Annotated in this window: 11 protein-coding genes; 5 read left to right on the top strand and 6 right to left on the bottom strand. The window is 44.8% G+C overall.

The annotated features are described in order from the left end of the window. Nucleotides 1-6 precede the first annotated feature (6 nt). Nucleotides 7-2,592: a PAS domain-containing sensor histidine kinase gene (locus tag ASN18_RS10335; protein ID WP_236861664.1), complete on the top strand. Its 2,586-nt coding sequence runs from the start codon at nucleotides 7-9 to the stop codon at nucleotides 2,590-2,592. 29 nt (nucleotides 2,593-2,621) lie between these two features. Beyond that, a complete protein-coding gene (locus ASN18_RS10330; protein WP_085052669.1) occupies nucleotides 2,622-3,008 on the top strand; it encodes a response regulator in 387 nt (128 codons plus the stop codon). 392 nt (nucleotides 3,009-3,400) lie between these two features. On the opposite strand, the gene secA is transcribed toward ASN18_RS10330, so the two are convergent. The 6 genes from secA to ASN18_RS10300 all read right to left on the bottom strand — a co-directional run bounded on the left by secA (nucleotide 3,401) and on the right by ASN18_RS10300 (nucleotide 10,697). Next, nucleotides 3,401-6,094, bottom strand: a complete 2,694-nt coding sequence (secA, locus tag ASN18_RS10325; RefSeq protein ID WP_085052668.1) for a preprotein translocase subunit SecA — start codon at nucleotides 6,092-6,094, stop codon at nucleotides 3,401-3,403. Nucleotides 6,095-6,124: 30 nt separating this feature from the next. Next, nucleotides 6,125-6,826, bottom strand: coding sequence for a dethiobiotin synthase (gene bioD / locus ASN18_RS10320; RefSeq protein ID WP_085052667.1), 702 nt, complete (start codon nucleotides 6,824-6,826; stop codon nucleotides 6,125-6,127). Further along, nucleotides 6,823-7,527: an SDR family NAD(P)-dependent oxidoreductase gene (locus ASN18_RS10315; RefSeq protein ID WP_085052666.1), complete on the bottom strand. Its 705-nt coding sequence runs from the start codon at nucleotides 7,525-7,527 to the stop codon at nucleotides 6,823-6,825. The genes bioD and ASN18_RS10315 overlap by 4 nt, the downstream gene beginning before the upstream one ends. Then, entirely contained in the window at nucleotides 7,524-8,720 is a 1,197-nt protein-coding gene (locus tag ASN18_RS10310) for an aminotransferase class I/II-fold pyridoxal phosphate-dependent enzyme (protein ID WP_085052665.1), read from the bottom strand. The genes ASN18_RS10315 and ASN18_RS10310 overlap by 4 nt, the downstream gene beginning before the upstream one ends. A 77-nt stretch (nucleotides 8,721-8,797) precedes the next feature. Continuing rightward, nucleotides 8,798-9,721: a restriction endonuclease gene (locus ASN18_RS10305; RefSeq protein WP_085052664.1), complete on the bottom strand. Its 924-nt coding sequence runs from the start codon at nucleotides 9,719-9,721 to the stop codon at nucleotides 8,798-8,800. A 379-nt stretch (nucleotides 9,722-10,100) separates the two neighbouring features. Beyond that, nucleotides 10,101-10,697, bottom strand: coding sequence for a Panacea domain-containing protein (locus tag ASN18_RS10300; protein ID WP_085052663.1), 597 nt, complete (start codon nucleotides 10,695-10,697; stop codon nucleotides 10,101-10,103). A gap of 139 nt (nucleotides 10,698-10,836) precedes the next feature. Here ASN18_RS10300 and ASN18_RS10295 point away from each other — a divergent pair, with 139 nt between their 5' ends. The 3 genes from ASN18_RS10295 to ASN18_RS10285 all read left to right on the top strand — a co-directional run bounded on the left by ASN18_RS10295 (nucleotide 10,837) and on the right by ASN18_RS10285 (nucleotide 15,840). Then, on the top strand, nucleotides 10,837-11,739 hold the full coding sequence (locus ASN18_RS10295) for a DNA-methyltransferase (protein WP_157072936.1): 903 nt from the start codon (nucleotides 10,837-10,839) through the stop codon (nucleotides 11,737-11,739). Continuing rightward, nucleotides 11,736-12,638: a hypothetical protein gene (locus ASN18_RS10290; protein WP_085052661.1), complete on the top strand. Its 903-nt coding sequence runs from the start codon at nucleotides 11,736-11,738 to the stop codon at nucleotides 12,636-12,638. The genes ASN18_RS10295 and ASN18_RS10290 overlap by 4 nt, the downstream gene beginning before the upstream one ends. A 118-nt stretch (nucleotides 12,639-12,756) precedes the next feature. Then, entirely contained in the window at nucleotides 12,757-15,840 is a 3,084-nt protein-coding gene (locus tag ASN18_RS10285; RefSeq protein ID WP_085052660.1) for an efflux RND transporter permease subunit, read from the top strand. The last annotated feature ends 7 nt before the right edge of the window (nucleotides 15,841-15,847 follow it).

The raw sequence follows: 15,847 nt of genomic DNA, 5'->3' as shown, positions 1-15,847 counted from the left end.
AGTGACATGACAGCGGGAAAAATCGAAGACAATGGCAGTAAATATAAGCTGTTTCCAGAGGTTTTGCTCAGTATTGCTCAGGGATTTATAAAAAAGCGGGTTTCCGAGCTTAATGAAGCAGGAAAGCGTGTACAGGAAGCTGCCCAAATGGCTGAATATTTTTTCCTGCAGAAAAAGGAAGAACTAAAAAAGAATAAAGAACAAGTAATTAATTTGATAAAATACCGGTCTGAAAGACTTCCCTCTGCACTACACGAACACGATGAACTGATTAAGCTGCTCATGAGAAATATCAACGAGGTCTTCTGGATTGCCGACTCAGGGCTGACGAAGACTTTTTACGTCAGTCCAGGCTATGAAACGGTCATGGGGCTTTCCTGTGAGAGCCTGTATGACAACCCTCGCTCTTTTCTCAATGCAATACATCCGGATGATAAAGGGCGTCTGCTATCAGATATGGAGGTAATGAAGAAAGGATTGCCGTTTAGCCATGACTATCGTGTTGTTCATCCCGACATGTCTGTCAGATGGATATGGAGCAGGGGGTTTCCAGATAGTAAAGATGGATTATCTGTTTATGTCGGTATTGTTGAGGATATCACAGAACGAAAACGCATGGAATATGATCTGATTGCACAGAGAAATAAGATGAAAACCATAATTGACGCTATGCAGGACTATATAACTATTCAGGACTTGGAATATAACATCACTTTTCAGTGTGAATCTCTTAAATCCATATTTGGAAACCGTCTTGGAGAGAAATGCTACTGCGTTTATGAACGTAATGAGTCGGTTTGTGAGGGATGCCCTATTGAATTGTCATACAAGGATGGAAAGCCGCACATGTCGCTCAGAAAAGTACAGCTGCCCAATGGAGAAATCAGATATTCTGAAGTCACAGCTAATCCTATCAGGGATGCAGACGGCAATATAGTTTCCTGTCTTGAAATTGTAAAGAATGTTACCGCCGACTACGAAGCGGCTGAAGCAGTAAGGGCGTCTGAGGAGAAATATAGAAATCTGCTTAACGGAGCTGGCGACGCTATTGTTATTGTCGGCCTTGACGGATGTATAATCGACGCCAACAAAAAGGCTGAGGAACTGCTGGCCAGGGCAAAAGACGAGATTGCCGGAATGTTCTATGAGTTATTGATGAGTGACAAAGAAATAGAAAGGACGCGGAATGCATTTGAAAACACTATAATGTCTGGTTCTGGTTTGCTCTTAAATGTGCAGATAAAAAGCGCTGACGACGCCTTTATCCCCGTTGACATAAATGCCAGTGTCGTGGAATATGGCGGCAGGAAGGTCATTCAGGCGATAGCCAGAGATATAAGGAAGCGGTTGGAACTGGAAAAACATATTGCCACTGAACACGCCTTTCGCAAGGCGATTGAGGACTGTGCAGTGGCTGGCATTGCAGCCGTTAATTTGGAAGGGAGACTGATATACGCCAATCCGTCGTTTTGCAAAATGGTCGGTTACTCAGAAGATGAGCTGCTCGGCTCTCTGCCGCCATTTAAACATTGGGCGCCGGAGGATGCTGCTAACATCAATTCCACATTGAAAGCCGTTCTCAGCGGGCAGATGCTGCCCGAAGGAACTGATGTTATTTATAAGCGGAAAAACAACGAACGGATTAACGTCAACATCAGAAACTCCAGGTTATTTAATGCCGAAGGGGAAATTACCGGCGTCTTAGGCTCGATGGTCGATATAACTTCCCGCAAGGCTATGGAAAACGAACTGAAGGAAAAGACCGAGATTCTCACTGAGCTTAACTATAATCTCATGGAGCTTGTTAATACCAAAGTGTATGAAATACGATGTAAAGACCAGCTCCTCTTGCAGCAGTCAAAGATGGCAGCCATGGGTGAGATGATCTCTGCGATAGCACACCAGTGGAGACAGCCCTTAAACAGTCTCGGTCTTATTGTCCAGGATATAAAAGACGCATATGAGTATGGTGAACTTGATGCAGCTTATATTGATAGCACAGTTAAGAATTCACTGAAGCAGCTTGATTTTATGTCATCGACGATTGACGTGTTCAGAAGCTTCTTCAAGCCGTCGCAGGAGAAGGAGACGTTTGATATAATAGAGGTATCGTCGGAGGTGTTTTCGATGATTTCCTCTCAGTTAAAGACCAACTCGATTGCCTACAGGATTTCATGCCATATACACAACAGGACATTTCTGGATTTCTCTGAGGTAGTGCCGTGTGAAGCCACTGTAATTACGACATATAAAAGCCAGCTCGCCCATGTCTTATTAAATCTGATAAATAACGCAAAAGACGCGATTGTTCAAAGGAGAGAGCATGGTTTTCTGTTGGAAGAGGGCATGATCTCAGTCGATTGCTATAAGGAAGGCGGCATATTGAGGGTTGAGGTCAGCGACAACGGCGGGGGAATCCCGCAAGAGATAATCGAGAAGATATTCGATCAGTATTTTACTACCAAGTCCGAAAAAGGCACAGGGATAGGGCTTTATATGTCAAAAGTAATAGTGGAGGAGAGTCTTGGCGGTAAAATATACGCAAGCACTAAAGACAGCGGCTCTGTATTTACAATAGAGTTATATGTGTAATCACAATTCCGGATGCGAATAAACAACATATGATTAAGGATAAAGAAGCTCTTAGACGGTTTAGCGTCCTTTGTGTGGATGACGACGAGGCGATTAGAAATGTTATGAGGCTTACGTTGAAGAGGCGCTTTGGCGAAATCTACCTGGCTGAAAACGGCAAAGAAGGTCTGGAATTATACATGAGATATGACCCGGACATGGTCATAACAGACAATTTAATGCCGGTAATGGATGGTGTTGCCCTGATACAAAAGATATTACAGATAAGAAAAGAACAGCCGATTATTCTGACAAAATCCTTTGTAGACGATGAGCGCTCAAGGGACTGTAAAGTATGTGCAAATCTTATTAAACCTGTTGACCTGGATAAGCTGATAGAGACGATATTTCACTGCATGGGAATTAGTAGCAAGTAGATTTACTTTTTTTGAGGGACACATCCATTTCCGATATAGAAATCTAATCTTGTAAGCGTCTAAATTGTACTAAACTACACTTAATCGTACAGCCTGTATAAAACTCCTGCCTGAGCTGTAAGACAGGTCAGACTGTTTTGTCTTCTGCTTCATTATCATACCTAATCATTTTAATCTATAACAAAACAAATACAATATCCACATCAAGATTTAACAGGTTGGCTGCCTTAAAAAATACTGATTTCTCAACCTGCTCGTATAATAAATCCAGACCCTCATACATATGCGCTAACTTGAGATGTCTACACGATGGCATGTACACTCCCGTGAAAAACGACTTCAAAACTCTTGACGAACTTATAATTGATATGTTGCCAGGTATCTTACCAGCCTTACTCCCCACGCCCACAGCATTTCTTGAACTTTTTGCCGCTTCCACAGGTGCAGGGGTCGTTTCTGCCCGTTTTTCTGCCTTTTCTTACCACCTGAACACTTTCCTCGTCGCTTCTATTATAGAACACTTGCTGCTTTTTCGGGGCCGCCACTGCTGCCGCGCTCTCACCTTCCCCATGTATCTGTATATGGAACATACGGCTCAGGAACTCCGACGTTATCCTGTACGTCATCTCGGCAAACATGTCAAATGCCTCTTTTTTATACTCTACCAGTGGATCCTTCTGCCCATAGCCCCTCAGCCCTATGCCCTCTTTCAGGTGGTCCATTGCAAGCAGGTGGTCCTTCCACTGTGTGTCGAGTATTTGCAGCAACGTCATTTTCTCAAGATAGCGCAGTACTTCAGCCGATGTGTTTTTTTCTTTTTCTTCATAGTGCTGCTGGGCTAACTCAAATAGCTTTTCCCTTATCACATTTAAATTAGCAGCCTCGCTCAGTGTTTCTTTGAGGTAGCTGCGCGGTATCTCAAATACCCCATACGCCGAGTCCCACAGGGCGTTCATGTCCCAGGCCTCTGCATATGTGTCCTCCGGGCAGTGTGCCGCTATCAGGTCATCCACCGTGTCCTTTATCATATCTGTTACTTTTTCTTTCAATGACTCAGAACTCAGGATTTCTTTCCTGAACGAGTATATCTCCGTCCTCTGCTTGTTCATTACATCATCATACTCAAGCAGGTGTTTTCTTATGTCAAAGTTATGCGCCTCAACCTTCTTCTGCGCGTTGGCTATCGCCTTTGAGACCATCGAATTTTCAATCGGTACGTCTTCTTCCATCCCCAGGCGGTTCATCAGACCGGCTATCTTATCAGAGCCGAATATCCTCATCAGGTCATCCTCAAGCGACAAGTAGAACTTAGATGCCCCGGGGTCGCCCTGCCTGCCAGAGCGCCCCCTCAACTGGTTGTCTATTCGTCTGGCCTCATGACGCTCTGTACCCAGAATATATAACCCGCCCGCCACCAAAACCTGCTCTTTTTCCTCTGTGCATAGTTGGTCTGCACGTGAAAGTGCGTCCTTAAACTGCTCCGGCGTGTAGTCCTTTGTATCGCGCAGCATGTCCTGGGCTATACCTTTGGGATTACCTCCCAGGACGATGTCAGTCCCTCTTCCTGCCATGTTTGTTGCTATCGTTACTGCGCCCTTTCTGCCGGCCTGAGCGATTATCTCCGCCTCTTTTTCGTGATATTTCGCGTTTAACACGTTGTGAGGTATCTTTGCCTTTTTCAGTTCCCTCGAGAGTACCTCGGACTTCTCTATGGATATTGTACCAACCAGCACGGGCTGGCCCTTTTCGTGGCAGCCCTGTATGTCGGCAGTTACGGCATTGAACTTCGCCTGTTCGGTCTTGTATATGGAGTCGGGCATGTCATCCCTTGTCATGGGTTTATTTGTTGGGATTACCATAACGTCAAGATTGTAAATCTTCCCGAATTCCTCCGCCTCTGTGTCAGCCGTACCCGTCATGCCGGCAAGTTTGTTGTACATCCTGAAGTAGTTCTGAAAGGTTATTGTTGCCAGCGTCTGGTTTTCGCTTTCTATCTTTACCCCTTCTTTTGCCTCTATTGCCTGATGAAGACCATCAGACCAGCGCCGCCCGGGCATCAGACGCCCCGTAAACTCATCAACTATCAGCACCTCGCCGTCTGATATGACATAATCGACATCCCTTTTATATAGGTTGTGCGCCTTCAAGCCCTGCAGGACATGATGCACAAGCTCTATATTTACCGGGTCAAAGAGGTTATCCACTCCCAATAGTTTTTCGGCACGCACGCCGCCATCTTCGGTAAGTATAGCGTTTTTGGTCTTCTCATCTATCGTAAAATCTACGTTAATCGTTAATTTTGGGATTATCCTGTTTATATTGTAGTACTTGTCTGTTGAGTCCTCAGATGGGCCTGAGATTATCAGAGGCGTTCTGGCCTCATCAATAAGGATGCTGTCAACCTCGTCAACAATGGCATAGTTCAGCTCCCGCTGGACATAGTCCTGAAGGTCGTACTTCATGTTATCTCTTAAGTAGTCAAATCCATATTCGTTGTTTGTCCCGTATGTGATGTTGGCACGGTATGCCTCCTGACGCGTACACGGGCGCAGGTAATCGTTCTTGTCGTACTCCGATTTATAGGACGGGTCATAGAGAAACGAGCTGTCATGCTGAATAACCCCGACACTCATGCCAAGAAAATTATATATCGGCCCCATCCACTGCGTATCCCTGCGCGCCAGATAATCGTTTACTGTTACTACGTGGACACCGCGCCCGCCAATGGCGTTTAGATATACAGGAAGTGTGCCGACAAGGGTCTTGCCCTCTCCTGTCTTCATCTCAGCAATCTTCCCGTGATGCAGCGCCAAGCCGCCAATGAGCTGAACATCGAAGTGCCTCATCGCTACTGTACGGCGCGACACCTCTCTTACAACGGCAAATGCCTCTTTCAGCATGTCATCAAGCGTCTCACCATTAGTAAGGCGGGCGTTAAACTCCGCAGTCTTAGCCCTTAACTCATCATCTGACTTTGAGACAATGCCAGGCTCAAGGGCGTTTATTTCGTCTACGATTGGGAAGAGTTTCTTCAGTTCCCGCTCGTTTTTTGTGCCAAATATCTTGCTTAAAATCATGTTTATCATTTATTTTTTTCCTCTTCAGAAAATATCTTATTATAGAAAACTCCTGATTATACCATAATCCAGCGTCTTTGAGACGTCAACTAAGGTATTATAATTTATTGTATCAAGAAAAGGCAGGGCGGCAATTACCGGCACGGCGGTTAATTGTCTTATTAGTCCGATATTAGTACCAATAGATATGTCACGCCCGCCGGTTATTATATTATTATTGAAGATTATACCAGCAACGGTGATGCCTTTTGTTTTCATATGTTCCAGAGAAAGCAGCGTGTGGTTGATTGTCCCAAGCCTGTTTGTGCAGACGAGGATAACCGGCAGGTCAAGTTCTTTTATCAGGTCAGAGACAAAGAATGTCTTTGTAATCGGGACAAGCAGCCCGCCAACACCCTCAACGACTGCCACAGTGGAGCTGTCAATATTCCTAAATGACTGCACTATCTCATCAACATCTATCGTCGTGTTCTCAAGCCCTGCTGCCGCAGCTGGGGCAAGTGGATGAGTAAATCTAAGCGGTGTTATTACACCGATGTCTTCGGCTGAGTCTGTGATGTTTTTCAGAAACAGGCCGTCTTCAGGCATCAGGGTATTATCAAAAACGGTGCAGCCGGTCTCGATGGGTTTTCTGACTGCCACATGAGGAAAACCCTTTTCTTTGAGCAGGACGCCAAGCATAGCACTGACAACAGTCTTCCCTACTCCCGTGTCCGTGCCAGTGATAAAAAACCCCTTCATGTCAACCTGCTGTCAAGCGTAAAGAACTGCCCTGTGACGGTCTTAGTATTAAGAATAAACCAGATCAACTCAGCTGCCTCATCTGCGTCTGACAGGGTGTTAAGTACACTGCTGGATTTAGCACGGGCGAGGGCCTTTGGATTTGAAAGCCCCATAGGTGTTTCGACATAGCCCGGCATTACAGCGTTTACCCTGATGTTTTGCGGCGCCAGTTCCTGTGCCAGTGACACAGTAAGGCCAAGCAGGGCGGCCTTTGAGGCACTATAGGCACACTGACCGGCTGTGCCTCTCAGAGCCGAACGTGAGGAAATGTTTACAATATGCCCGCCCCCGGCCACAACAAACAAAGGCAGCATTGCCCTGATAACCCTGAAGCAAGCGCTCAGATTCACATCTATCACCTCGTCCCATGAACTTTCCGGGCACTTTATTAACAGCTCATCGGCGGTCACACCGGCGGCGTTGATAACATGGTCAATATGTCCGAATCGCGTTTCTATCAGTTTTGAGAGGTTTTCAATGTCGTCTTTATTCCTTAAATCAGCCTTTACGGCAAATACGGGCGCGCTGATGAAATATTCAATGAATTTCTCATCAGCGCTGTAGTAGTGTGCAATAACATCTGAGTTATGCTGCAGGAGCTTTTGGCATATCGCCCTGCCAATGCCGCCAGAGGCACCGGTAACCAGCGATACGCTCATCTTATGGCCTCAGACAGGGCATTTACGAGATGCTCTATGTCTTCATCTTCATGGAAGGCAGAAATGGAAATCCTGATTCGAGGCTGTTTAACAGTAGGCGGCCTGATAGCCGGGGCATAGACACCCATCTCAAGCAGACGCCCTGATATGTGTAAAGTCTCTGCTGTTGAGTCAAACACGATGGGGATAATTGGGGTGTTATCAAGCGTAACTGTGAATCCTTTTGAGCGAAGCATACGGCGGCAGTTGTCAATTGTCTTATGGAGTTTAACAATTAAGTCCGGTAACTCAGCCGGTAACTCAGCCGGTAACTCAGCCGGTAACTCAGCCGGTAACTCAGAATGTGCCTCAACATATTCAATTGCCGCAAGTGACGCTGCCGCTGCCGCCGCGGGAAGTGCTGTGGAGTATATCAGTGAGCGGGCAGTGTTAAACAGATAATCGATTACGGCCTCTGAGCCAGCGACAAATCCACCGATTGAGCCAAGGGCTTTGGAGTATGTCCCCATTTGGATAATATTATCATTCGGCGTGACGTTAAAATGTGCAAGCGCACCCCTGCCCTGCCCTATAACGCCGGTTGCGTGTGCATCGTCAATGTAAAGGGCTGCGTTATATTTATTGCACAGCAGATTCAGATTATAAATATCAGCGACATCGCCGTCCATGCTGAAGACCGATTCGGTGATGACAAGTTTATGGGCGCATGGGGAGTTTTTCATCAGTGATTCGAGATGGTCAAGGTCATTATGCCTATAAATATATCTTTTTGCGGCAGAGAGCCTGCAGCCGTCAACTATGCTGGCGTGGTTAAGGGCGTCGCTGAAGATGGCGGAGTTGTCATCGGTCAACGCGGGGATAGCCCCGGTGTTTGCAGCGTAGCCGGAGTTAAACATTATTGCCTTTTCAGCGCCTTTGAAGGCGGCTGTTTTTTCCTCAAGCAGGGCATGAACAGTGGTGCCTCCGCTTAAGAGCCTGGAGGCCCCGGCGCCGTGCCCATAGTCCATGAGAGCCTGTTTTGCTGCCCCGATTAGGGCGGGGCTTGAGGCAAGGCCGAGATAGTCGTTTGATGAGAAATTAAGGAGGTCACGACCATCAATGTTAATCACCCTGCCAGCAGGACAGCCCCTGTCTCTGACTGTCCGAAGGAGGTCTTGTCTTCTAAGTTGTTCTATTTTATATTTGTAGTCCATAGGCCGCCGCGCGCCGCCACTGCGCTATGAGATTGAACATAACAGGAAATTTCGGTATAAATCAATAGTATACAATACTAATCTTCTGAAAAATAATCGTTATCTATTTTCTTTACTTCATAAACCGATTGAATTGATACTCCAACATTATGCTCTATCATTAATTCTGCTAACATGTTACCATCAATGAGTACTACCTTATTTTCTAGTCCAGCTACATCACTGTGTGAGGTTTTTGGGAATGTTGATGTTGTTATTAAAACTCCCTTTTTCGCCTTTTTTATTGTTAATGCGCCAAGGAAATCTCTGGATGCACTTACAGGCACTTGGCTTTCCCATCTTTTGGCTTGTATATAGATAACATCTAATCCTAACTTGTCTTCCTTTATGATACCATCAATGCCTCCATCCCCAGTCCGCCCTATAGATTGACCAGCATCTTTTCTCGAACCACCATATCCCATCTTTAGTAACAAATCAATAACTAAGTGTTCAAAAAATTCAGGGGGACATCTCTTTATAGTTTCAATTATTTCCTGTGCTAAACTATCTATCATTTCTTTATACGCGTACTCTAATCGTTCTTCAGGTGTACTTGAAGTTCTGCCTACTGTTTCTGTTTTGGGGCACACTTCTTTTTGAGATTCATCTAATTTCTTCGGTTGTTTTTTAAAATTTCTAAATTGTGGAAATTTGAACAAGAAATCATCATTAACCTCAGAGGGTTTTTGCTTTAGGACATCCATTCCTGTCTGTGTTATCTCATAACATGCCCTTTGGGGAGACTCAATCAACCCAGCCTTCTTTAAATATGTTGCCGCCCAACTAACCCTATCACTAAAAATATTTTGATTGGACTTCTGATACCTTTCCTTCCGCTCCTCATCTGTCAGCTTAAAGTCATCGGAAAGCTTTGATATCACAGACTTTCTATCTAAAATCTTACCTTCTATTGCTTTTAAGAAAGGAAGCATTAATGTTTCATATTGTGGTATTGCCATGATGGTAAAATATACAAAATATTTTCATTGGATGTCAATGATGTATGATATAAAATACTTGATATACCTCGGGCTTTATGGGAAAGGGTTTTACCAGTGTGAAGATAAATACTTATAAGCATCATCATAAGTGTTGTTGTTTCTTAAGCCTACGTAAAGAAACATAATTTCAGGGTCTGACGGTTCGCATCCCCACAAATCAGCAGACTCCACAGATAAAGCATAAAGAATTCGAAGTTTGCCGGACTTAAATCGTCTGATATTTTTGGACTGATGCTTTAGGAGGGGATTTGTTGTTGGAGACGATACTATTGGAGACGATACTATAATATCTTCTTTAGCGCTGATTAAATCTATAAGTTTTGGAGGAAATTCCGATTTAAGTATTTTGTAATGTTCTGAATAGTTCTTTTTCAAGGGAATCATCTTCCATTTCTTCCATTTCCTCTACTATATCCAACATGGCAAAGTATTTTTCCTCTGTATCGATTGCTAATTCAGACACGTAGATAGGTTCGTTTGGTTCTGAATAGCGCCACGCAGGCAATTTATGAGAAATATTAGACAGCTCCATCCCTGTCATTCCCCCATATTTATTGACGACACTGGTTATAGTTTCCTGTGTTTCAGCCCATAACTCTGCGTGAGGGGCAGGTACGGTATATTTGTTTATACAACGGTATGAATATTGTTTTCCTTGCCTTGCGCTTTCGTGGACATCAGACATTTCCTTAGTCCAGAGAATATCAATCCCTTCGTTAAGCACCTCATCGAAAAAAGCTATTACCGGCCCATAAGTCAACCGTAAAAAATACAAGCCAGTAATAGACTTGCCAGCTTTCTTGTAGTACTCAATTTCAGCTAACAATATCAGCTTTGCCAGCTTTACTTTTGGCACTTGACCAGCTTGGCTCAAAACACCCGAAATCAAACCCTTTAGTCTTTCTCTCTCCAGTTTCATACCATAGTATAACATGTTTAGTCTGTTTTTCTGCCATATTTAATCGCGGTAGGAAATCACCTCAGTCACGCTGAAAAATCCCAATTGCCTGCATGGGCGAAAATATTATACAATAGTGCGAATGAAGACAGTGCAAAAAACGTATTCACTTTTCATGGATCAGCTTGGCATTACATATGAGATTAATGCCAAAGAACCCGGATTCAGGCTGCACTACAGCAATCCAAACGGCAGCCTTTATCAAGGGGATAGTATCTTGTGGTTAGATTCGATAGAAGATGAATCTATTGATTTAATATTTGCCGACCCCCCTTATAATATCAATAAGGCCGAATGGGATAATTTTGAAAGCCAGGAGCATTATATTGAATGGTCATTGAAATGGATTATACCAGCGTCGAGAATTTTAAAACCACATGGGTCATTATACATCTGTGGGTTTTCTGAAATTTTAGCAGATATTAAACACACTGCTTCAAAATATTTCAAAGCCTGCCGCTGGCTGATCTGGCACTATAAAAACAAGGCAAACCTTGGAAATGACTGGGGGCGTTCACATGAGAGCGTTATTCAATTCAGGAAATCATCAAAGGTTCAAATAAACGTAGATACGATTCGTATACAATATGGAGCGCATACCCTTAAATATCCATCACATCCGCAAGCAGCTACAAGCCAATATGGAAACGGGATACACAGAGGGCACTGGACGCCTCATCCACTGGGTGCTAAACCCAAAGACGTTTTAGATATACCAACTACATGCAACGGCATGGGAGAAAAAACACCTCACCCAACGCAAAAGCCTGAAGAATTAGTTCGCAAATTTGTATTAGCGTCTTCAAATAAAGGAGACATTGTCCTTGATCCATTCTCCGGCTCTGGTACAACACTTGTTGCGGCGCAGCAGCTTGGCCGCAAATGGTTAGGTTGTGAACTCAACCCTCAATATAACGACTGGGCGATTCAGCGCCTCGAAAATATCAGGGAAATGACAGTTGACCAGTGGATTGAGCATGATAGAAAAGTTCAGGAAAGACGGGAATCCATCAGGTGAAACTATCTAAGATTGTCCAGATTGCTTCAAATAAAGAGAAATTTGTAACCATCGAAGACTATATTAATTTCAGTAAGATTTATTTGGAATTTGTCGCCGATGGACTTCAGGCAATAATTGTCTCACAGAATGAAAACCATTATCATTTCTATCAATACAAGAGCGATGGTCATTTCAATATTTCAAGGCCAATTAACTCAAATCTGATTTACAGTATAAATGATATTTCAAAAATCGAGGTAGAATTTCTAAGACTTCTCAAGGCACTTAAAGACATCAGTCAACAGGACTCCAGCCGCGACATTATTAAATGTGGTATTTATACCATTGCACAATCCGTCGGCGCTGCCCTTGATGCCCTACCATCTGGACAATCAAATACGGCACGTAAGGTCAACGGTGATCTCTTTGAGAGACTTATCCAATTGCTGATAAAGGAAATAGGCATCAAATGTGAGAGCGGCACAGTGCAAGTGCCTGTTTATCTCAACAAGGTTTTTCAATTCAACATGAGTTATCAGCACGACCTCCTTCTGTACAATAAATCCGATTTAAAAGTTATCGGCTCGGTTAAAACTTCAAGCAAAGACAGGATAGACAAGATTTTCATGGATAAATTTCTCTACTGCAAATTGACAAACACAGCACTGCCTCATATCGCTATATTCCTGAATGACGTGCAGAGGAAAAGCACACGACGACATGACGAATACGGAATAAACGCAACATTTCTACCAGGCCACTTTAAAGTATATACGGTTAAACTCAATCCACTTGACGGCGTATATTACTGTGACATCCGACCCAACATGCTCACTGATAAGCTCTTAAAAAAACACATTCGCTCTATCGACCATTTTTTCTGTAATGACATATGGTCTCTTTTAGAAAAACCATAAGCTATGTCACGGTGTTGTTTGCTGACATTAACCATTCAGCTCACGCCTCATTGACTATCTCACGCTGAGTCATTATAATACAGCCTTAGTGTCAGAATTGATTTAAAACTCAGGGTATATGAACCTTTCTGAAATTTGGATAAAGCGGCCGGTAATGACTACTCTTGTCATGTGTAGTCTCCTGTTTTTCGGCATTGCCGGATACAAGAAGCTGCCTGTTAACAACCTGCCTACCGTAGATTTCCCTACTATCCAGGTTTCTGTAAACTTCCCCGGGGCAAATGCCGAGACTATGGCCTCCACCGTTGCCACCCCTCTGGAGAGACAGTTTACTCAGATAGCAGGGCTTGAGCAGATGACATCATCCAGTTCCACAGGAAAGACCTCGATCACGCTTCAATTTTCCCTTGATAGAAACATTGACGCAGCCGCCCAGGATGTTAACTCATACATCGCTGCCGCCGCAAAAGACCTCCCCTCCGCCCTTCCCTACCCCCCAACCTATAAAAAAGTCAACCCCGCAGACAACCCCGTTGTCTATATTGCCATTTCCTCTGATACCCTTCGCATGTCTCAGGTTGACGAGTACGCCGAGACCTTTATCTCCGAACATATATCTATGCTCAACGGCGTCTCTCAGGTGCTTGTCTACGGCGCTCAAAAATTTGCTGTCAGGGTGCGCGTTGACCCTTCTAAGCTGGTATCTGCCGGTGTTGGCCTCGATCAGGTCAAAAACGCCATCAGCGCAGGCAACGTAAATCTCCCAAACGGTATCATCGACAGCAGCTACCAGCAATATTCAATTCAATCCAACGGTCAGCTGTTTAGCGCAGCCGGTTATCTGCCGCTTATCGTCGCTTACCGCAACGGTTCTCCTGTCAGGATTCAGGACATCGGCACTGCCGAGGACGATGTCGAAAACAACAGAACCGCCGCATGGTTTAAGACAAAGGACAAGGCTGACCGCTCCATCGTTATCGTCGTAAAACGCCAGCCCGGCTCTAACACCGTCGAAGTGGCCGACAGCATTATGAATCTTATCCCCAAGCTCAAATCCAAGCTGCCCGCATCTCTAAACATGAAGGTCTTTTACAATCAGGCCGACTATATCAGGGAATCCGCACAGGACGTTCAGTACACGCTTGTATTTACTATCTTTCTGGTCATTATGATTATATATGTGTTTTTGCGCTCTGCAATGGCCACAGTCATCCCGGGGATAGCCGTGCCGCTTTCAATAGTAGGTACGTTTTGTGTCATGTATGTCCTGAACTACAGCTTAAATAACCTTACGCTGATGGCCCTGACCCTGTCGGCAGGCTTTGTAGTGGATGACGCCGTTGTTGTGCTTGAGAATATCTTCCGGCGCATGGAACACGGTGAACCCGCAATGAAGGCCGCCCTTGACGGCTCAAAAGAGATCAGCTTTACAGTGTTATCGATGACCATATCCCTCGTGGTCGTCTTTATCCCTATTATGTTTATGTCCGGTATTATAGGCAAGCTCTTCAGGGAATTTGCTGTAAGCATTGGTGTGGCTATCCTCGTCTCAGGCTTTATTTCCCTTACGCTTACGCCGATGCTCTGCAGCAGATTTCTCCGTCACGGCGGAAAGACCCGTGACGCCAGTAATAGTTACTACGAAAGGGTCTTCGACTCAGTTTTAAAAGTCTATGGCTCACTCCTGAAGTCCGTATTAAAACACCGTTATACGATGCTTGTATTTACACTAATTATCATGGCTGCAACCGTATTCTTATTTATTTACATAAAAAAGGGATTTATTCCCGGCGAAGACCAGAACTACTTCAGAGGGGTTACGATGGCCTCTGAAAGTATCTCCTTTCAGGACATGGTACGCCATCAGCAGACCATTTCCGAGATCGCAAGAAAAGAACCGGACGTAGAAAGTCTCATCTCGGTCGTTGCCCCTATGAGCCTGCCCGGTGCCAACTCCGGCATATTGTTTGTTACCCTGTCCAACAGCAAAGACCGCAAGCGCTCTGTTGACCAGATAATAGCCGCTTTGCGCCCAAAACTCAACTCGGTAGTCGGCCTCCGGGCATTCCTTCAAAATCCACCAGTTATTACCATTGGCGGGCAAGTAACAAATGCACTCTATCAGTTTACACTTCAGTCGGTTGACCTTAAGGAACTCTACAAGTACGGCGATATATTAACCCATAAGGTGCGGGAGATAGACGGCCTTACCGATGTCTCTAACGATATTATGCTCAACAGCCCGCGCATAAACGTAGAGGTAGACAGGGATAAGGCCTCAGCCCTGGGCCTTACGTTAAACTCCATCCAGGACACACTCTACAGCGCCTATGGCACGCGCCAGGTATCGACTATTTATACTGACATAAACCAGTACCAGGTAATCCTTGAGGTTGAACCTAAGTACCAGCTTGACCCCTCAGCGCTCTCATTGCTTTACATACGCTCAGACGACGGCAGGATGGTTCCATTATACACCGTTGCAAAAATTACGATGGGTTCAGGCCCGCTTGTAGTAAATCACACGGCACAACTGCCATCGGCAACTATTTCCTTTAACCTCCAGGGCACTAAGTCCATCGGTGACGCTGTCCTTGAAATCACAAAAATAGCAAAGGAGACACTGCCAGTAAACATTACGACAAGCTTTCAGGGCTCTGCTCAGGAATTCCAAAAATCCATAACCAGCATGGGCATCCTGCTCTTGATTACGATATTAATCATATACGTCGTGCTGGGGATTCTCTATGAGAGTTTCATACATCCGATAACCATACTGACCTCACTGCCACTGGCCGGTTTTGGGGCACTGGGAACGCTGATGTTGTTTAAAATGGAACTTGACGTGTATGCCTTTGTCGGGGTGGTGATGCTGGTTGGTCTGGTGAAGAAAAACGGCATCATGATGGTTGACTTTGCCCTGCAGCTGGAGCGTGAAAATGGGGAAAACTCAGTAGATTCGATTTACCATGCCTGTATGATACGCTTTCGCCCAATTATGATGACAACAATGGCAGCACTGTTTGGTACACTGCCCATAGCGCTGGGGATTGGGGCAGGAGGCGACGCCCGCAGACCACTTGGAGTGGCAGTAATCGGAGGATTGTTTTTTTCTCAGATGCTGACCCTGTTCGTCACACCAGTGTTTTATGTCTACATGGATAAGTTTAACAGATGGATTACGAAAGACAAAGGACACTAAATTTGTC

Source organism: Candidatus Magnetominusculus xianensis, from assembly GCA_001541255.1.
GTDB classification, from domain to species: Bacteria; Nitrospirota; Thermodesulfovibrionia; order Thermodesulfovibrionales; family Magnetobacteriaceae; genus Magnetominusculus; species Magnetominusculus xianensis.
This window is presented reverse-complemented; position numbering and strand designations above follow the sequence as displayed.